This is a genomic window from Psychromonas arctica, assembly GCF_038155225.1.
Classification (GTDB): Bacteria; Pseudomonadota; Gammaproteobacteria; order Enterobacterales; family Psychromonadaceae; genus Psychromonas; species Psychromonas arctica_B.
The window spans coordinates 15,985-34,306 of sequence record NZ_JBAKBA010000010.1 but is presented as its reverse complement, the minus strand read 5'-3'; the positions used below and the strand labels follow the sequence as shown (position 1 = coordinate 34,306).

The following is an 18,322-nucleotide window of genomic DNA, read 5'->3' as shown; positions in this document are numbered from 1 at the left end:
CTAAACACTAAACAGGCTAAACCTGACTGGGTAAAAGTGACACTAAACCGTTTATCAAAGAGGATCGCCATGATAACCAATCGTGGCCACCATCCACTTTTTGATAGGTAATTTTCGCGCCATGTTGTTTGAATATTTCATAATGCAAATCGTTATAAACGCTTAATTGTGTTTCAGCATTACCAACGGTTTGATAAATATGTAAACCAGCAACACTCATATCACCATTTGATACCCGGTCAGCTAAACTATTTTTGGGTACTATTTTATTCCAATCTGGATGCTCTGATTTATAAGCATCAGGATCTTGCATCCTTTCAATCTCCGGCCACCAAAACGAACCAGATAATGAGATCACCTTAGTAAAATACGTTGGAAAATGTATCCCTGCGTAGACAGCAGATAATCCGCCCAAACTTTGCCCTGCTACGATGACCTCTGAGATTGATTGATCTGATTGCAAAAGCTTATCTGCAACTTTAGGTAACAACTGTTCAGTGATCGCTTGCCAAAATAATAGAGAACAACTCAGTTCCTGCCAACGAGTTTGACCGTCAATAGATGGAATTAACAAGTAATGTGCCGGTGCTATTTTGTTAATATTAGTTAAGTATTGCAGAACAGATAACGTCCCAGTATTCGCCCCCCACTTTTCTCCATCTAATAAAATAACTAAAGGTGCTTTACCCGCCGCCGTAGAAAAAATCGTACATTGACGTTGATTATCTAGTTGTTCCGCAAACCATGTTAAATTTATATTTTCCGCGATAAACAAGTTCGTAAGCTTCCCTTGATCCCATGCTTGCCAACCTAACTCACGTGGTGCATTCGGTAAATGCAATGAGGAGTTCAGTCCCCAACCAGAGGCAACAGAAGGAGCTCGATTTAATGAGTCCAGCACTTGCTGCTTTACCATTTCTAACCACCAGCAGCGTTGTGCATTTCGACTTTCGTCGCCTTGTTTAACAAGCTGTGGTAACTGATTAGCTTGAATCGGAATAAAAGAATAACTGCTGCGCCATTTGTCATTAATATCCAAACAAGCAAACCATAGATCGCTGTCGTTATATCTATTTAAATAGTTAGGTTGCCATGTGTTGTGGTTGGTCAATCCGTTAACATTTAAGATAACCGAACGGGTTGTTGATGAGTGCTTATCGCCTTCTGGATCCTGCCATATAAATAACACTCTACAAGTGCCATTGTGTTGTATCTTGATAAAAGGAGCTTCACATTTAGCTAGATTACTCCACCATTGAGAAGAACCAATAGCATTTTTTGAGAGATCAAAATACGTTAATAAACTGTCTAATGGTAATGCGTTGTTCATTAATAACCTTTTTATTTTCAGAAAAAATGTTAGTCAACCTATTGATAAAGAATCTAATAAACCGTCATTGTAAAGCGACTACACCTGATCGGCTTTTAGAATGAGATCCTGTGGTGGTATGCCGAATACTTTTTTAAATGCACTGGTGAAATTAGAAGGATGACGGTAACCGGCATTATAAGCAGCTTCAGAGATAGTGATTAAACCCGCCTCTAATTGCTTTTTGGCAATATTTAAGCGCCGACGACGAATGTAACTTAATACGCTAATACCCAATGAACTTTTAAATTTATGCTGCAAACTAGAAACACTCATTGCAGAAAACTTTGCCAAATGGCTCACAGACAATTCCAGACTTAAGTTAGCTTCAATATAAGACATCAAGGTGTTTAAAACAGGATCGTACTCTGTTGACTCATTGACTAAACGAGTACTTTCAAGTTGATTTATAACACTAGTGGCATCATTAAGTTGCATAAAAACTTGAATCAATAGTTGCTGTGTTAATGACTCAAGGTTCATTTGCTCAATGACAGTACTGGGTGCACTGGACTTTATAATATCGGTTGTTAAAGCAAGTATTTGAGTCGTTAATTTCAGCTCAAAGTTAGCTAAATGTTGGCTAATAAATTGACTAAAATTATCATTACAACGAATACGATCTTCGATCCATTGATGGGGTAATATAATGTTAAGTTTAGCCACTTCGTTGCCTTTATATAGTGTACGACGAAAACTCACTGCTCTCGTCAAACTAACAACAACACCGCGTTGCTGCTCTTCTCCATCATATAAAAAGTTTAAATCATCATAACCAAAATCTAATTTTCCCGCTAACAATATGGTAATACAAAGCGATTTTTTGGCAGTGGTCAACACTTGGAAATCCACTAACTCTTTAGTCTTTCCACCATATAATATAAAGCTGTTGTCTACTTGATAAGAGATAAGGTCGCCTTCTATTAACGCTAAACTTGGCTTGTTTTTATCTGTATTATTGGCGTTAGAATGACTATCAGAAAAAATAGTTTTTTGCTTTAACCCTCCAATGGTTCGGATAAGAGTACCTTTAAGTAAAGTCTGCTTTAACGTTCCTTTACACTTCATATTATTTTTTTCCATAACCAAATAGCTATTTCGCATAACCTATTATGCTGTGATCTAAAGAGTATTTACATTAACATTAATACGAATAAATATCATTACCAACCAATATAAAAAACATAATAATGGAATTAGTAAATATGAAGCATTGCAAAATATATGCAGGCATTATGATCGCGTTAAGCAGTCAAGTCATAGCGGAAGAACCTTCACACACAGCAGTCATGATTGTGACAGGTGAGAAGATGGATAGAGACATCAAAGAGACCACCACCGCGGTCACCGTAATACAGGGTGAAGATATCGATAACACAGGCGCAAAAACAATTAATGATGTGGTCACCCAAGCCCCTAATGTGGTGACCTCTGGCTTTGGTAGTGTCAATATTCGTGGTGTTAACGGTAGTGGTGCGGCAACTGGGTTCTACGCAATCCGAAGCGGTGCTCGTCAACGTGTTGATACCAATGTAGATGGTGTTTCCGATGCATTTACTGGTTATAACTTTAGTGGTTCCGGTGTGTGGGATGTCCAGCAAGTAGAAGTACTACGTGGCCCACAATCAACAACACAGGGTGAAAACTCAATTGGTGGTGCTGTTTCAGTGAGAACAAACGACCCGACTTTTACACCAGAATATGCTATCCGTGGTGGAGCTGAAATTTATGAAAATGGCAATGTAATGAAAAACGTTGCCTTAATGGCATCTGGCCCAATTACTGAAGAGTTAGCATATCGTGTTGCATTTGATGGAACTGATGGTCAGAGTTATATTACTTATGATGGCGATAGTATCCCCGTTGATCCAGAAGATTCAACAAACTTAAACTTTCGAGGTAAATTACTTTGGACGCCGACATTCAATGAAAAATTATCAGTAAAATTGACTGGTAATTATCGTAAAGCCGATGGTAACTACTTAAACTGGGCAAACTGGGATGGCGGAACAGGTTATGAAGACGAAACATTAACGTTAGGTACTAACTATAACGAATACCTTGGCCGTGATTACAGTTACAACACGCGTATTCAAGATTCTGATGTGTATAATATATCTTCTGAAATTAAATATAAATTTAATAACCAAGTATCAAGTAGCACACTGCTATCATTTAATAGCCAAACCAATATATTTGATCAGTACCCTACCGAGCAAACTTATAACTTCAAAGATAAAACCAGCAAAATTGAGAGTCAATTAACCTTCACACCCACCGATTCAAAAGTTGATGGTTTTGTTGGTATCATGGCCGCAGATAGAGAAAACACAGTATCAAGTGAAAGTTTCTCTACAGAAGGTAAAACGGAAGAAACACGTCTAGGTGTCTTCGGTGAAGTAAATTATGACATTAATGATCAGTTCACTGTTACCGCAGGCGCGCGTGTACAACGTGAGAAACAACATAGAGAATTCTCTGCTAGCTATGTGAGTAATGAAATAGATAATGACATACAAGACACTTACCTTTTACCTAAATTAGCTTTCACTTACAGCCCAATTAAAGACACAACGTTTGGACTTTCTGTACGTCAAGGTTATAACTCAGGTGGTCTTGGTTACTATAACTACGGGGGGGCTTCTGAGGTTTATACTTATGAAAGTGAGTCAGTCACAGCCTATGAATTTAGTGCTAAAACAGCGTTAAACCAAAGTACCACCATCAACGCTGCTGTATTCTACAATGATTACAAAGACTACCAAGGTATTTCAGATTACAAAATCACTAACGTAGATGAAGCACATACCATGGGCTTAGAAGTAGAATTAGCGCATTGGTTAACTGACAGTTTAGAAGTACGCCCATCAATTGGTTTATTGAAAACTAAGGTTGATAATGACGACACCTTTGCGGGTAATGAACTATCAAATGCACCGGATCTAAATGCTTCATTGGCTTTAACTCAATACATTGGTGAAAACCTAACATTAGGTGCTGATGTGACCTATGTCAGTGAATATTACTCAGATCTGGATAATACGGAAGATTACAAAGCGGGTGATTATGCAATTGTAGGGGCAAATGTTGATTATGCTATCGGCGATCTATTAATCAGTGGTTACATCACTAACTTAACAGATGAAGACGTCGTGTACTTAATCAACGGTGGTTACCGTGCATCAGTAGGTCAAAGCCGTACTGTCGGTTTAAACTTAACTTACCGTATGTAATGACTCGGTATTTTCAGTAAACAACTTTAATAACAACTAAAGGTGGATCAGCAATGATTCACCTTTAGTTATTCATATGCCCTTTAGTTGTTCATATGAACAGACTTGTAACAAACCAGAAACCTACCTAGTTTCTTTTCTTTATCTACCCGGCTATTTATCTACACGGTTCCTCATCTAAAAATTCTTTATATAAGCAATTATAAATAACGTGTTTCCAAATGTTTTTTGAAGTGTGCAGCGTTGAGCGTTTCACCTGTCGCACGTTTAATTAATTCATCCGTGGTATGCAGTGATGCTTGTGACCAAATATTATCGCTCAACCATTTGAAGATAGGACTAAGATCGCCACTTTGAATAGCTGCATCGATGTCCACCGTATTTTGCATAGTGGCTTTATATTGTGCTGCATACATCGCGCCTAATGTATATGAAGGAAAATAACCAAATGCACCGTCGGTCCAGTGGATATCTTGCATACAGCCATTTTTGTAATCACCTTTGGTGGAAAGGCCAAGCGAAGCTTTCATCTTTTCATCCCACAGTGCTGGCACGTCAGTGTGCTCGATAACACCATTAATTAAGTCTCGCTCAATCTCATAACGCATGATCACATGTGCTGGATAAGTGAGTTCATCGGCATCCACTCGAATAAAGCCTTTTTCAACTTGAGTATAAATTTTGTAAAGATTCTCTTCTGCAAATACCGGGTCTTTATGTGCATTAAATGCGTTTGCAGAAAGACGTGATAAATGAGAAATAAAGGGTTTACTGCGACCAATCTGCATTTCAAAGAAAAGTGACTGAGATTCATGAACGCCCATTGAACGCGCCTCGCCAACAGGTAATCCTGAAAATGCTTTTGGTAATCCTTGTTCGTAACGTGCGTGCCCTGTTTCGTGCACAATACCCATTAATGCTTGCACAAAGTCTTTCTCATCATATCGCGTGGTAATACGCACATCTGATGGTACACCACCACAAAATGGGTGAACACTTTGATCTAGTCGACCATGGTCAAAATCGAATTTCAACAACTTCATAGTCTCTAAACCAAGCGCCTTTTGGTTGGCAGTTGAAAAAGTACCAGATGGCATAATGATCGATTGTGATTGCTGCTTCTGTAAGACTTTTTCAATTAATTCAGGTAACCAACTTTTCACATCTGAGAATAAAGCATCAAGAGATGCGGTTGTTGTGCCTGGTTCATATTTATCCAGCATCGCGTCGTATGGGCTAAGGCCTAATGCTTCACCTCGAATTTTTGCTTCTTCACGAGATAACTTAACCACCTCTTTCCAGTTTTTTTCAAAGCCTATCCAATCATTTTCTTGACGTTGTGAACGCCATGCATGTTCACATTTTGAACCGGCAATGGATTGCGCTTGAACCAAGTCCTCTGGCACAATTGTCGCTTGTTGCCATTGACGCTTCATTTCACGTAAGCTGGATTGTTGCTCAGCGCTGAGTGATTCTTGTTGTGCCCCACCAAACCATTCTTCAAGTTGTGGCTGTGTTGATAGACGGTGAATATGAACCGATAATTCAGCCATCGCTTGAGAACGAGCGTCATTACCACCTGATGGCATGTTAGCTGCAGCATCCCAACCCAACATAGATTGTGCATGATTAAAGTGATTAATGGTTTGGTAATGAGCGGTAAGTTGGTCGTAGTTTGACATAATACGGTTACTTCCTATAAGTTGGTCTTTAAGGCTGACAGTGTAATGACACTGAAAAAGAAGGTGCTGAGATGCTGATATCATGGAGCAATCAATACATATTAGCGAGACTCCCCGTAAGAAAACAGATAAATCGACACCGTTTAAGCATAAAATTCATTATAGATTAGCTATATCGGCTATATAAGCAATCAGCAATCAAATTTTAAACGCGCCTGTCCAGTATTCATTAAAGTATCGCACTGTTCGACAACTATTATTATTTAATAGTATTCTTATTGCTTAATAGTTACACAACTCAGCTCGAATGGTCTACAATGAAAGACCAAATGAGCCAGGCAAGTCAAATAATTAAGGAGCTTTTATGACAACAATTGAATTAAAAAGCTTTAAACCAAAGCATAATAACAAGAATAATTTCTGGTTTAAGCTCGGAATTGAAGATGCTAAAACAGCCAGAACTGAAGCTGTTCATCAAGGTTTTAAAACCCAAGTGTATAGAAACATCATTAACCGAACGCAACTTTCACAAAGTGAATTTCAACGTGTAACGCATATTCCTGTTAGCACTATTAAACGTAGGCTTAAAAATAATGAACGTTTCAATACTCAAGAGAGTGATGCTATATACCGGTTTGCGATGCTCTTAAAGTTAGCTTCTGAATTGTTTAATGACGAGAAACAAGCTCTAAAATGGATGCGAGAAAGTGTATATGGTTTAGGAGGGAAAAGACCCCTTGATATGGTTTCAACGACGGTAGACTTCGAGATTGTTAAAGATCTTATTGGAAGAGTAGAGCACGGTGTGTTTTCTTAATGAAACTCTATCGACTAACTCAAAAAAAGTTTGCTGATGCACCATTTAGCCCAATAGGTGCAAAACTATTTGGCGGTAGATGGAATTCAAAAGGAACAGAAGCGCTGTATTTTGCTGATTCAGAGTCTTTATGCTGCCTAGAGGTATTTGTACATGTTAATAACGATCCAGGCATTATTAAGCAATATGATTTATATACAATCGAGATGCCAGAAGCGTTAATCGTTAAGCTTGAACAGGAGGATTTACCCTCTACATGGCGAGCAATTCCTGCAAGTGAGGCAACTCAAAACATTGGGGATGAATTCTTAAATGATGATGAACCGCAGTTTGCAACCTTACAAGTTCCATCTACTATCTCACCTAGAGACAAGAACTATGTTATTAACCCTAACCACCCTGCTATGAAAGAGATCATCAACCAGTGTAAAAAACTTGAGTTCGAATTCGACCCTCGTATTTTTAAGTAAAATTAATTACCGTTATCCGAACTTCGTATTGATAGAATAAGTAGAACTAATATAAATATATTTATCGCTCATTCGTGAAACAGGAATCCCACGATTAAGATTAAGACGGAGTCCAGCGATGTGCGTTATCAAATTTGAAATCTATTTTAATACGACCTGTATTTTTAGTTAAATAATCAATTACTCCATATTTAACCTCCGTTCTGGAAAAGCAAAGCGATACAACATTGTTATTTCCACGGATTTCTGCGTTAAATTATCCTTCAATAACCCGTCATTGTTCAATAATTCGCATTGAACTACGCAAAAATAACGGCACTGTATAGTAAAAATACAATAGTAAAAAATATAACTTTATGATTTTAAATATAATTCCGATTTTATTAATCAGAATTGAAATTATTATAAAAAATGTGGTCAGGCTTTAAGCATTCTAGAGGAATCAAAGAAATCTTTTGTTTCGGCTTACGTTCGCCACTTTATTGAACAACCCATGCTCGGTGTTTGTTGTTCTGGGCCTTGACCTGTTTTAGCAATCAAACGCATCGCATTGATCATTTCAGACACTCTATTTTGTGCATCGGCCATCTTGGCATCGTCAAGTCTTCCTCGATATTGAAGCTCGCCTGTATTATTAAATCCAAAAAAGTCTGGCGTACATACGGCACCATATTGCTTAGCGATGGACTGATCTTTATCTATTAAATATGGGAAGGTAAAACCATATTGTGCAGAAAACAGTTTCATATTCTCCGGTGAATCTGAAGGTACATTATCATAATCGTTAGACATAATCGCTAATACATTAATGCCTTCTGCCATCAGTAATTTTGCATCCTCTGCGAGACGATGACCTATACGTTGAACATAAGGACAATGATTACAGATGAACACGATTAATAAGCCTTTCTCTCCCAGTTGTTCACTCAATGTGAACGTTTCACCGAAGGCATCTTTTAACGTAAAGTTAGGGGCTTTCCAGCCAAAATCACAAATGGGTGTATCGAGTAGCATAATTAAAATCCTATTATGAAGTTATAAATTTTTGGTAGAAAAATACTGTTAGTAAATTTTAGATTAAAAAAAAATATGATTTATTAAAAATGGGAGATCAGCCCTAAACTAACACTATCATCCCATTTTAGTCTCATCATTAAACGAGGTGAGTCATCTCGTTAACAGTGAATAAATCAAGTGCTCCTTCCGTGTTGGACACAAAATCTTTTAGGTGTTTTCCGTCCATGTGTGACTGCCAAAGTTCACGGGTTTCCCAGTTTTCATAAAATACAAAATGCGCTGGGTTTTCATTGTCTTGATGCAAGTCGTAATTGATGCAACCTGTTTCAGCAAGTGTTATATCAATTAGCTTTAGCAGCTCAGTTTTTATCAAATCAATTTTATCTTCTTTTGCAATAATGTTTGCAACAATCGTTAATTTGCTCATTTTATATTCCTTAATATCAGTTAGACGTTATTTAAATAATGCAGTTAAATAAATATGGTTAATTACATGTATTAAAATACATTCAATCATAATGAATAGAATCTATTACTCTGGTAATTTAATGCGAAGAATACGATAAGGTTTTGTCCCCTGCGCTTCTCCTCCATTCAGTGGTGCTGTCAGGTGTAACTGGTTTTGCGTGATGTATAACCAACCGTTATCAATCGCAAATCCATCGGGCCATGAAAGCAATGTTTTGTCTTTCGCTAATACTGAATACCCTGTTTTATTCACCACGCCTACCGCTGAGTTTTCAATATCACCCGTATAAACATTCCCTTTATCATCAATAATGATGCCATCGGACGGACGTTTTTGGCCAAATAATTCAATACTTGCTGATAATGATTTATCCGTAGCCTGGTCATCGGCTAATACGTTGGTCGGAATACGGAATAAGTCACTACCGTTCACTGTACCAAAGTAAACCCAATTGTTTTCGCTGTCGATAGTGATTGGATTTAAGCCCAAGTAAATAGCTTCTTTTGTGCCATCTTCACGTTGAGTACCTAATGATGAACCATCAATAATGACTTCGTGTTTGGGAGGCATCAGTTTGGCATTGGCTTCAAGTACACGTCGAGATTCACCGCTTTCTAAATCAACCACTACAAAGGCAGGTTTTGTTAAACCAACTAGATTACCTAGCGTTGTATCGGCAATATAGATCTTGTTGCGTTGTTCATCAATGGCAAAGTCTTGTAAGAAAGAGTTTGCAGCTAATGCGTTTTTGTCGATAGGAATGATTTTAAATAAACTGTTTTTAACACTATCCCAAGCAACTAGTTTAGGCTGACTCGTTGCGCTGCCCATATCTAATATCCAAACAATCCCGTCTTTGGTTGTGTGCACACCAATGACGGCTGCGATTCCGACGTCACCTTTTTCAGGACCATCTGCCCAATCTAATGTTGGAAATGGCTGTAATGACCCATTGGCCATCAACTCAACAACGCGCAGTTCAGGATTATCTAAAGGTTGTTGAGACAGGATCATTCTGCCATTAGGCGTAATAGTTAGATTACCAGGTCGCGTATTACTTAGTTCTGCAACCACTTCAATATCGCTGGTTGCTGCTTGTGCTGCATTAAAAGATAACAGAATTGAGAGTGCTAATAAGCTTTTTACAATTTTCATGAATACTTCTCTTTATTGGATTAACAGTTATTGGGTTAACAGTTATTCAGTGTGTCGATTTTGGTGATTAATGTTTGGCAGGCAGCATTAGTGTTCACAATATTAGGGCTAACAACATTGTGTTAACCCTTTTTTATAATGCTAATGTTTAAGCTTGAATGCTTAAGCTAGATAGCTTAGAAACCTTCTAAAACAATCTTACCAATTGAACGACCTGTTTCTAAAAGCTGATGTGCTGAACGTAGATTTTCAGCATTGATCGCACCTAAGTGTTGACCTAACGTCGTTTGGATATAACCTTGGTCAATTAAATCCGCTACACGGTTTAATAATTTACTTTGTTCGTCCATATCATCAGCATTAAACATTGAACGCGCAAACATGAACTCCCAATGTAGTGACAGGCTTTTCATTTTTAATTTAGTGATGTCCAACGCTTCTGGATCATCAATCATCGCTATTTTTCCAAAAGGAGCCAGTAGCTCTGTATAGCTTTCAAAGTAACTATCCGTACTGTTCAAACTTGCAACATGTGTGACTGAACCAAGACCTAACGCTTCTATTTGTGGTAATAATGGTTTGGTATGGTCAACAACATGATCCGCGCCTAATTTCTTAACCCAATCAGCAGAACTACTACGTGATGCGGTAGCGATAACAGTAGCGCCAGTAATGGCTTTCGCTAACTGAACTAAGATAGAACCAACACCGCCCGCTGCACCAACCACTAAAATAACTTCTTTAGAAATGTCTTTTGAATCTGGGTTTTGTTGTTTTATAGCAAGATGTTCAAACAAAATTTCATAAGCGGTGATCGCTGTTAATGGTAATGCCGCTGCTTCAGCATCTGACAAGCTTTTTGGTTTGTTACCAACAAGACGTTCATCAACTAATTGGTATTCAGCATTACAACCTTGGCGCGTAATATCACCTGCATAATAAACAGTATCACCTGGTTTAAAGTTTGACGCGCTTTCGCCAGTTGCTACGACTTCACCTACGGCATCCCAACCAATAACTTTATGTTCGCCTTCTGCTGGTGCCATGTGTAAGCGCACTTTATAATCCGCTGGGTTAACTGCAATCGCTTTTATTTTGATTAATAAGTCGCGGCCTGTTGCAATAGGTTGTGGTAACTCAATGTCAGTTAAAGATGCAACGTCTGTAATAGGTAATGATTTAGTATATCCAATTGCTTTCATAAGTTGTTCCCGTTAAATGTCTGTCCGATGTTTAAATAAATGTTTAGATGAATGTTTGATGGGAAGGATAATAGCCCTTGTTTTATCTCCATTAAACAGCATAATGACTGAAACATTATCAAAAAAAATTAGAAAATATGTTATTAGAAGACTTACAAGTTATTCTTAAGGTCGCTGAATTTCGTAGTATTACCGCTGCAGCCGCCAGTTTAGATATGCGCACCGCCACTGCGAGCGCGGCACTTAAGCGGGCAGAAAAAAGCTTGGGAATGGATTTATTTGTTCGAACAACCAGACACCTAAGACTTTCTAGCGCTGGCGAAAAGTATATTCCCTTATGTGAACAAGCTTTACAGATGCTGGATCAAGCGAAGCAAAATATGAAAGGCGAACTAGATATTATTGATGGGGATATGCGTATCGCCCTGTCATCTGACTTAGGCCGAAATATGGTTGCCTCTTGGCTTGACGAATTTATGGACACTTATCCAGCAATTAGTTTACGGGCTAACATAAGCGATCATAATATAGATTTTTATCGAGACTCTGTAGACCTTGCGCTGCGTTATGGTTCACCTAATAGTGCCAATATTTACGGATTCAAAATCTGTAACGTGCCTCGCTTACTTTGTGCAACACAAGATTACCTTGATAAAAACGGCACACCACAACATCCGCAAGATTTAGCATCACACAACGGGCTTTTTTACCAACTACAAGACATCACACACGATGTTTGGGATTTCTCACAACAGAAAGCCACTTTTAAAATTAAGATGAGAGGCAACCGAGTTTCCAATGATGGCGATTTAGTACGACGTTGGTGTGTTGCCGGTAAAGGATTAGCAGTGAAGTCTGCTCTTGATATGTCTAATGATCTCTTATCAGGAAAGGTGGTCAATCTATTGCCTGATTTTACCCCAACAGCAACTGAATTATGGCTTATCTTTCCGAACAGACAGTCAATAACCCCCGCCGCCCGATTACTTCGAGATATGTTAAAAGAAAAGAGCACACATATTTTGAAGCAACTGGTTGAAAAAGGGATCGTAAATAAAAGTATTCTTAATTAGCTATTGTTTATTGTTTCAGTCTTTTAAGGGTTAATCAAAGAGACACTTTCTGATTCAAATCGATTATTAAGCCATCTTAGACTCTTATTGTTACATTGTGACATTGTTATTTTTTAGATTTTTGGTGTTAAGTAAGAGACTTTAAAGAGGCTATTACTGGTCCCTCATTTCCCAATGATCATTATTAAAATAATGCTGCTGTAAACTATCTATCAGGCTAGTCAATACAGGTCCTGTGGGATGACTCCTTGAAATTAAGCACCCTACCGGTGTCACCCAACCGCTACGCTCGTAGGTAACAGGTAAAGTGATAAGGCTATTTTGCTCAAGGTGCTTTTTTATTAACTGTTCAGGTACGCTAGCCCACCCCATTCCTTGGCTAACTAAATCGATTAAAGTTTGGTGAGTATTCGCATACCAAACCTTGGTGCTTATAGCATAACTAAACCACAGTTCTTTTTGTTTAAGACTACGATGCACACATTGAAGGTACGTTTTCAAATCAGAATCATGTACCTTATCAAACGCAGCTAACGGATGATTTGGGGAACAGATAGTTAAAAAGCGCGCTTGTCCCAACAAAAAGAAATCCATATCTACTTTTAGTTCTCCATCTGCATATATCAAACCTGCTTGCACTTTACCTGTTCGTACTAACTCCTCTACTTCAAAAGTTGAAGTGCTAATAATCTCAATATGGGTGATCGGGAACTTGTCTGAAAGAGGAGCAAAAATAGTTAATAAATCTGTACTCACTAAGCTTTCATCAATGGCTATCACCAGTTCGTTTTCATACTCATTAGTTAAAGATGCTAACTTTTGTTCAAAGTAGATTTGTTGATGCAAAATTGATTTAGCAATTGGCAACAGCGCTTTACCATTTTCCGTTAGCACTGGCGTATTCTTTTCTCGGTTAAATAATGTCTGGTTAATCGAAATTTCAAGGTTTGCTATCGCTTGACTGACACCTGATTGAGCACGTTTTAATTTACGAGCCGTGGCTGAAAAAGATCCCGTCTCGCATACGGTAATAAATACTTTTAATTGTTCAAAACTGTACATTAATAAACTCTCATGGCAATTTGTAGCATAGGCTTTTAAACTATCACTATTAGTGATAGTTGTTAACTTTTTATCTCTATATTTCCTGACATAATAGCCACCTTAACAGTCCGTTAGTTATATTTTAGGTGATTCAAATGGGAAAAATAGAAAGAGTGTTTCACTCAGTAATCTTTGAAGTGTTAGCACTTGTCATGTCAATTACAGGCTTGGTAATATTTACACAACACGACATGAGTACACTATCAGGAACAATGATAGTTGTCGCAAGTATGGCAATGATTTGGAATTATAGTTTTAATGCTACTTTTGACCACTACGTAAAAGGCGAAAAAACTCAGCGTTCGTTATCGCTGCGCATCATTCATGTGCTTTTATTTGAGGCTGGGTTATTATTTTTCACTATTCCAGTGATGGCTTTTATTCTAGATTTAAGTTTATGGGATGCTTTTGTAATGGATTTAGGCGTGACTATTTTCATTACTATTTATGCTTTCGTGTTTAACTTGAGTTACGACCATTTACGCGCATTCATAGTAAAAAAGCGTATCCATAAAAACCAAATAGCGCATTCCTGAAACATCCAATAAAGTATTTGGCTCATTTAGTTTATTGACGATAATACATTGCTTTGCAACGTCAGTTCTCTAAATTTAACGTTCTTAATCATAATCTTACTATCTAACTCGGTGTATCTCTATCACCGAGTTAGAAACTCCCCACAAACAAGACTCTTACACACCTTCAACGTTATTTAACTAAATTACATTTAATCTGAAATACCTGCTGATAACTTCTAACCTAAACCAACCATAACATCATCAAAGCGCCTACAAATTAACAATGTCACAGGATTAATTAAAGTTTGGTAGGCTTTGGAATACCGAACCACGTTACTATAGACAAAGGCTTTATATAAACATTAACTTAAAAAGCTATACTGTTTTCTTTTTTCTTGAAAAGCCTAGAAGTGCTAAACCAAGCCCTAACAAAGCAATACTTGTTGGTTCAGGAACGTCAACTTGATTTGTAATAACCCATGATGAAGCTTCTACATTCTCACTAACATTATCCAGATAAACACCCCCAAATGATTCAACGTAATTCCAACCATTATTCCACCAAGTGTCTGAAGTCGATGTACCCCATGATGACGTCATATCAGCACTAACACTTGACCAGTTAGCAGCAGATATTACATCGCCTGCAATATCCGTAGCCCAATAAGTATTGCCACCTAAGCCACCACCGTATCCAACTGCTCCTGTAGACTCTAACCACCAGCCACTCTCGCCAACTAACTTATAGCTTACGAAGTCATCAAAGTTCCATACTTGAGATTCAGTCCCAGAATTTCCGTTATCAACAGAGATAGTCGTAGTTACAACTTCACCAACAGTCGCTCCAACAACAGAATTCGCTCCGCTAAGTGTATCAGTCCAAGTAAATTCAATTAGACTCGCATTACTAACATTATGAGTTAATAGAAGAGTCGCCCCTAAAACAGCACTTAAGTTTTGTATTTTCATAACACATCCTTTGTTATTTAGTTATTCCATTTTTTCAAGTTACACTTAGCAAAAGCAAGTATTGAGCCATAATGCCAATCCATTGCTTTATAACACTTTATGATTACCTCGTAAGTAAGACTTTTATTATGTGAAAAAAAAATCGACACTTTTATACTTGCATTTTTTACAGAAAAAATAAGAGATTCAACAACTAATTTTCGGCACATGCTTCCAATTAGTGGTGTATTGCGGCGAAAGTAACTCTCTACGCATTGACCACTTCTCATCAACACCCTGCGCAACAAAAAAAGCACTATTACCACCATACCGAGCATTGATGTTATCCAGTACCTTCATCAACGGAATGTTATCCTTTGGCGGTGAAAATAAATCTCCTTGTTGATGCACTTCACTTGTTAAATTTAACAGCCCAATGCCTATCTTGTAATACGCCACACCCGGCTTAAATAGCAGATGAATATTGTCACTAATGGCCTTAAGAATTTGGGTCGTATCATTGGTTGGCGGACAAAAATGCACGAGTACTTTATAACTGCATGGTGAATCATCGAATGGACTATTGGCTGCAAATGCCAGTAATGTCCCGCATAACGACTTTTGTTGCCTCGCTTTCACAGCTGCAATACCTGCATGTTTAGCCAATGCTTGGTTTAACTGTTCAATTTGCGTTATCCGTTTGCCTACACTTCGTGTAGAGAAAATCTGTAGCTTATCTGCTCTTACGCCATCCCACGTTTTACATTCAACACCATTTAACTCTTTAATGGTTCGTTCTAATTCAACACTAAACCCCACTGGTAAATATTGTGTATTCACTTGGCTTAACTGCAAAGCGGTTAGCACACCATGCTGCTTCAACTTTTCATTGGTTTTTCTACCAATCCCCCACACATCAACAGGTGTTAATTGATGAAACACTTGTTGCTTAACGCTTTCATCATCCAACACACAGGCACCATTAAAACCAGGCCATTTTTTAGCAACATGATTAGCAACTTTAGCTAACGTCATTGTTTTACCAATACCAACACAAACCGGTAAACGGGTTTCTTTCCAAACCGCTTTACGTATTTGTTGCGCTTGAAGTAATAAATCAGGTATTGCTTGCTGACAATCTTTAAAACTTAAGAAAGATTCATCAATAGAATAGATATACTGAGAAGGAGCAAAACGCCCTATTACTTGCATCATTTTATGTGACAAATCTGCATACAATTCATAATTTGAAGAACAAACAATAATCCCAGCTCGTTCACATAACGACTTCACTTTAAAGTAAGGTTGAAACTTTTGAATGCCTAATGCGATGGCTTGTTTGTTGGCCGCAACAATACACCCATCATTATTCGATAACACAATAATAGGTTTACCTCGCCACTGCGGCCTAAATACTTGCTCAGCACTGCAATAGAACGAATTAGCATCCACTAAAGCAAACATTAAATATTCGACTCCAGTAGATGACTAACGCGATGACAACGGATCGACCGGATCACAACCCCTTCGATGGTAAAGTGATCATCTTCATTAATCACAATCGACTCATATTGAGCATTAGCTGACACCAACAGGCGTTCACTAATATTCAATATTTTACAAATAAACTCACCGTTAAAATTAGCCACAATCACATCAGCATCTTTCACCGTAACATGCCGATCAACAATTAAAATGTCACCATTAAAAATGCCAACACCTTCCATAGAGTGGCCATCTGCCTTACCAATAAAAGTCGCACTTGGATGCTCTACTAATAGCTCATCTAAACTTAAAGGGAGTTGTAAATAATCACTAGCAGGACTTTCAAAGCCAGTAATACCAGCACTTGCTGTAATAGGAATAAATTTCATAACAATAACGCTGTATAAAAACACAGTTATCATTATAAGTTAGATTTCATTAATCACAAGATCAATGATTGAAGGATGGAAAAAGCCAACGAGAGTAAAGCTAACTGTTGACGTATCAACAAAGTTTTAAACAATTATTACCCTTCAAAACAGTAGACTAAACTTAGACCAAAAAGATATGATTAATTAACCTTACTTTACTATTTTCTAAAGTATTTGATCGACTTAGATTAAGTCATACTTTAAATTTGTGGGTAGGCCTATTGGCTAAATAACTTTTAGCAATACCCTCAATCTCCCATAAATTATTATCTTTCTTTTTACTCTGCTGCAAAACGAAAACATAAAGCTGATACAGGCGTTCAACAGATTCGACCTTCCAAATATCTTTACAATCATTAAAACCATACGGCTCGTGTTTGATAAGTGAACTTAAAATATCTAACGCTTTAATATACGAATTTGCTTTTTGGCTACCATTGAGATTAGTTGCTTTAATATAATCAGTGAATGCATTTTTAATCATAGATTGATTACTTTTCTACATTTTGGAAAGTTAGTACATCCCCAAAATTGATTGCCAACATACTTACCTTTTTGGGCTTGTCTTAATGCCATTTCAGATCCGCACTTGGGACAGGATTTGACTACGCCTTCTTGTATTTCAAGCCCCTGATTAGGCATTTCTTTAGGCTCTACTTTACTTTCATATACTTGCTTGGTTATTTCTCTAGGCTCCGCTTTGCTTTCAACAATAGTTTTCACATGTTTATTATGCGCTGAGTTTGTTTTCAAACTAGGTGTCAAACGTCCCGCTTCAATCTTAGAGATAAGGTGACTAACTTGTTCTTTCGAAAAATGTACGGCTTGTTTAGTCTTAATGTACTCCACACATCCTCTTGCATAGGTAACATTCTCTGGCATTTTAGTTTTAAAAGTACTATCACCAATAAAAACCACCACTGAATAAATGAATTCATTAGGAATAGTTAAACAACTTGCTAACGTTTGTGTGTGTTTATAATTCTGATGCAGTGGGTTTTGAAATTTACCCGTGTATTTGAAAATCTTTTGCGTCCATTGCTTTTGATTGGCACTGCCAAAAATCCAGCCTTTCATATTTTTAGTTTCAATCACAAACAAGCCATACTCAGACACCACAATATGATCAATTTGTGTTGTGCCATCATCAGTCGGCAAAGTAATATTTTTGATTAAAGTATATTGTTTCTTTGGCAAGAACTTGGTGAGTAAGAAGTTAACCAAAAATTCACCTAATATGCCTTTAAACCAAGCCGACTTTAATACCACAGGTAAAATAAAAAGTGGCAGAATAAACCAGTACAGAGATAATGCGTTAAGAATTGGCGCAGTTAAATCCATTTAAAACC

The 18,322-nt window shown here is 37.6% G+C and carries 18 protein-coding genes; 5 read left to right on the top strand and 13 right to left on the bottom strand.

From position 1 onward, the window contains the following. Positions 1-16: 16 nt before the first annotated feature. Both fes and V6255_RS06000 read right to left on the bottom strand, forming a co-directional pair. Positions 17-1,330, bottom strand: a complete 1,314-nt coding sequence (fes, locus tag V6255_RS06005) for an enterochelin esterase (RefSeq protein ID WP_341627334.1) — start codon at positions 1,328-1,330, stop codon at positions 17-19. Between the two features lie 78 nt (positions 1,331-1,408). Then, positions 1,409-2,437 carry an AraC family transcriptional regulator gene (locus V6255_RS06000; RefSeq protein ID WP_341627333.1) on the bottom strand — a complete coding sequence of 343 codons (1,029 nt, stop codon included), beginning with the start codon at positions 2,435-2,437 and terminating at the stop codon, positions 1,409-1,411. Positions 2,438-2,574: 137 nt separating this feature from the next. Between V6255_RS06000 and V6255_RS05995 the strand changes: the two genes are divergently transcribed. After that, positions 2,575-4,602: a TonB-dependent receptor gene (locus tag V6255_RS05995; protein WP_341627332.1), complete on the top strand. Its 2,028-nt coding sequence runs from the start codon at positions 2,575-2,577 to the stop codon at positions 4,600-4,602. A gap of 200 nt (positions 4,603-4,802) precedes the next feature. On the opposite strand, the gene V6255_RS05990 is transcribed toward V6255_RS05995, so the two are convergent. Next, positions 4,803-6,284 (bottom strand): carboxypeptidase M32, encoded by a 1,482-nt coding sequence (locus V6255_RS05990; RefSeq protein ID WP_341627331.1) that lies wholly within the window; start codon positions 6,282-6,284, stop codon positions 4,803-4,805. A gap of 364 nt (positions 6,285-6,648) precedes the next feature. Between V6255_RS05990 and parS the strand changes: the two genes are divergently transcribed. Next, the gene (gene parS, locus V6255_RS05985) at positions 6,649-7,101 is read left to right on the top strand and encodes a type II RES/Xre toxin-antitoxin system antitoxin (protein ID WP_341627330.1); all 453 of its coding nucleotides are present in this window, start codon (positions 6,649-6,651) and stop codon (positions 7,099-7,101) included. Beyond that, positions 7,101-7,571: an RES family NAD+ phosphorylase gene (locus V6255_RS05980; RefSeq protein WP_341627329.1), complete on the top strand. Its 471-nt coding sequence runs from the start codon at positions 7,101-7,103 to the stop codon at positions 7,569-7,571. The genes parS and V6255_RS05980 overlap by 1 nt, the downstream gene beginning before the upstream one ends. Positions 7,572-8,036: 465 nt before the next feature. Here V6255_RS05980 and V6255_RS05975 read toward each other — a convergent pair whose 3' ends face one another. From V6255_RS05975 to V6255_RS05960, 4 genes are all read right to left on the bottom strand, one after another. After that, positions 8,037-8,585: a thioredoxin family protein gene (locus tag V6255_RS05975; protein ID WP_341627328.1), complete on the bottom strand. Its 549-nt coding sequence runs from the start codon at positions 8,583-8,585 to the stop codon at positions 8,037-8,039. Between the two features lie 139 nt (positions 8,586-8,724). Further along, positions 8,725-9,015 (bottom strand): putative quinol monooxygenase, encoded by a 291-nt coding sequence (locus tag V6255_RS05970; protein WP_341627327.1) that lies wholly within the window; start codon positions 9,013-9,015, stop codon positions 8,725-8,727. Between the two features lie 105 nt (positions 9,016-9,120). After that, on the bottom strand, positions 9,121-10,212 hold the full coding sequence (locus tag V6255_RS05965; protein WP_341627326.1) for an L-dopachrome tautomerase-related protein: 1,092 nt from the start codon (positions 10,210-10,212) through the stop codon (positions 9,121-9,123). A gap of 176 nt (positions 10,213-10,388) precedes the next feature. Next, on the bottom strand, positions 10,389-11,414 hold the full coding sequence (locus V6255_RS05960; RefSeq protein WP_341627325.1) for a zinc-binding alcohol dehydrogenase family protein: 1,026 nt from the start codon (positions 11,412-11,414) through the stop codon (positions 10,389-10,391). 137 nt (positions 11,415-11,551) lie between these two features. Here V6255_RS05960 and V6255_RS05955 point away from each other — a divergent pair, with 137 nt between their 5' ends. Next, positions 11,552-12,487: a LysR family transcriptional regulator gene (locus V6255_RS05955; protein WP_341627324.1), complete on the top strand. Its 936-nt coding sequence runs from the start codon at positions 11,552-11,554 to the stop codon at positions 12,485-12,487. 153 nt (positions 12,488-12,640) lie between these two features. Here V6255_RS05955 and V6255_RS05950 read toward each other — a convergent pair whose 3' ends face one another. Then, positions 12,641-13,549, bottom strand: a complete 909-nt coding sequence (locus tag V6255_RS05950) for a LysR family transcriptional regulator (RefSeq protein ID WP_341627323.1) — start codon at positions 13,547-13,549, stop codon at positions 12,641-12,643. A 137-nt stretch (positions 13,550-13,686) separates the two neighbouring features. Here V6255_RS05950 and V6255_RS05945 point away from each other — a divergent pair, with 137 nt between their 5' ends. Further along, positions 13,687-14,127: a PACE efflux transporter gene (locus V6255_RS05945; RefSeq protein WP_341627322.1), complete on the top strand. Its 441-nt coding sequence runs from the start codon at positions 13,687-13,689 to the stop codon at positions 14,125-14,127. 357 nt (positions 14,128-14,484) lie between these two features. On the opposite strand, the gene V6255_RS05940 is transcribed toward V6255_RS05945, so the two are convergent. The 5 genes from V6255_RS05940 to V6255_RS05920 all read right to left on the bottom strand — a co-directional run bounded on the left by V6255_RS05940 (position 14,485) and on the right by V6255_RS05920 (position 18,314). Then, positions 14,485-15,078, bottom strand: a complete 594-nt coding sequence (locus V6255_RS05940) for a PEP-CTERM sorting domain-containing protein (RefSeq protein WP_341627321.1) — start codon at positions 15,076-15,078, stop codon at positions 14,485-14,487. A 186-nt stretch (positions 15,079-15,264) separates the two neighbouring features. Continuing rightward, positions 15,265-16,521: a Y-family DNA polymerase gene (locus V6255_RS05935; protein ID WP_341627320.1), complete on the bottom strand. Its 1,257-nt coding sequence runs from the start codon at positions 16,519-16,521 to the stop codon at positions 15,265-15,267. Beyond that, entirely contained in the window at positions 16,521-16,931 is a 411-nt protein-coding gene (locus V6255_RS05930) for a translesion error-prone DNA polymerase V autoproteolytic subunit (RefSeq protein WP_341627319.1), read from the bottom strand. The genes V6255_RS05935 and V6255_RS05930 overlap by 1 nt, the downstream gene beginning before the upstream one ends. A gap of 235 nt (positions 16,932-17,166) precedes the next feature. Next, positions 17,167-17,457 (bottom strand): hypothetical protein, encoded by a 291-nt coding sequence (locus V6255_RS05925; protein ID WP_341627318.1) that lies wholly within the window; start codon positions 17,455-17,457, stop codon positions 17,167-17,169. Further along, positions 17,454-18,314 (bottom strand): NERD domain-containing protein, encoded by an 861-nt coding sequence (locus V6255_RS05920; protein ID WP_341627317.1) that lies wholly within the window; start codon positions 18,312-18,314, stop codon positions 17,454-17,456. Before V6255_RS05920 ends, V6255_RS05925 begins: the two co-directional genes overlap by 4 nt. Positions 18,315-18,322 lie beyond the last annotated feature (8 nt).

What these genes read in the sequence shown, in the direction of transcription:
- V6255_RS05940 (WP_341627321.1), bottom strand. Translation starts at nt 15,078, where the DNA reads ATGAAAATACAAAACTTAAGTGCTGTTTTAGGGGCGACTCTTCTATTA.
- V6255_RS05935 (WP_341627320.1), bottom strand. Translation starts at nt 16,521, where the DNA reads ATGTTTGCTTTAGTGGATGCTAATTCGTTCTATTGCAGTGCTGAGCAA.
- V6255_RS05960 (WP_341627325.1), bottom strand. Translation starts at nt 11,414, where the DNA reads ATGAAAGCAATTGGATATACTAAATCATTACCTATTACAGACGTTGCA.
- V6255_RS05995 (WP_341627332.1), top strand. Translation starts at nt 2,575, where the DNA reads ATGAAGCATTGCAAAATATATGCAGGCATTATGATCGCGTTAAGCAGT.
- fes (WP_341627334.1), bottom strand. Translation starts at nt 1,330, where the DNA reads ATGAACAACGCATTACCATTAGACAGTTTATTAACGTATTTTGATCTC.
- parS (WP_341627330.1), top strand. Translation starts at nt 6,649, where the DNA reads ATGACAACAATTGAATTAAAAAGCTTTAAACCAAAGCATAATAACAAG.
- V6255_RS05950 (WP_341627323.1), bottom strand. Translation starts at nt 13,549, where the DNA reads ATGTACAGTTTTGAACAATTAAAAGTATTTATTACCGTATGCGAGACG.
- V6255_RS05925 (WP_341627318.1), bottom strand. Translation starts at nt 17,457, where the DNA reads ATGATTAAAAATGCATTCACTGATTATATTAAAGCAACTAATCTCAAT.
- V6255_RS05990 (WP_341627331.1), bottom strand. Translation starts at nt 6,284, where the DNA reads ATGTCAAACTACGACCAACTTACCGCTCATTACCAAACCATTAATCAC.
- V6255_RS05955 (WP_341627324.1), top strand. Translation starts at nt 11,552, where the DNA reads ATGTTATTAGAAGACTTACAAGTTATTCTTAAGGTCGCTGAATTTCGT.
- V6255_RS05930 (WP_341627319.1), bottom strand. Translation starts at nt 16,931, where the DNA reads ATGAAATTTATTCCTATTACAGCAAGTGCTGGTATTACTGGCTTTGAA.
- V6255_RS05920 (WP_341627317.1), bottom strand. Translation starts at nt 18,314, where the DNA reads ATGGATTTAACTGCGCCAATTCTTAACGCATTATCTCTGTACTGGTTT.
- V6255_RS05945 (WP_341627322.1), top strand. Translation starts at nt 13,687, where the DNA reads ATGGGAAAAATAGAAAGAGTGTTTCACTCAGTAATCTTTGAAGTGTTA.
- V6255_RS06000 (WP_341627333.1), bottom strand. Translation starts at nt 2,437, where the DNA reads ATGAAGTGTAAAGGAACGTTAAAGCAGACTTTACTTAAAGGTACTCTT.
- V6255_RS05965 (WP_341627326.1), bottom strand. Translation starts at nt 10,212, where the DNA reads ATGAAAATTGTAAAAAGCTTATTAGCACTCTCAATTCTGTTATCTTTT.
- V6255_RS05975 (WP_341627328.1), bottom strand. Translation starts at nt 8,585, where the DNA reads ATGCTACTCGATACACCCATTTGTGATTTTGGCTGGAAAGCCCCTAAC.
- V6255_RS05970 (WP_341627327.1), bottom strand. Translation starts at nt 9,015, where the DNA reads ATGAGCAAATTAACGATTGTTGCAAACATTATTGCAAAAGAAGATAAA.
- V6255_RS05980 (WP_341627329.1), top strand. Translation starts at nt 7,101, where the DNA reads ATGAAACTCTATCGACTAACTCAAAAAAAGTTTGCTGATGCACCATTT.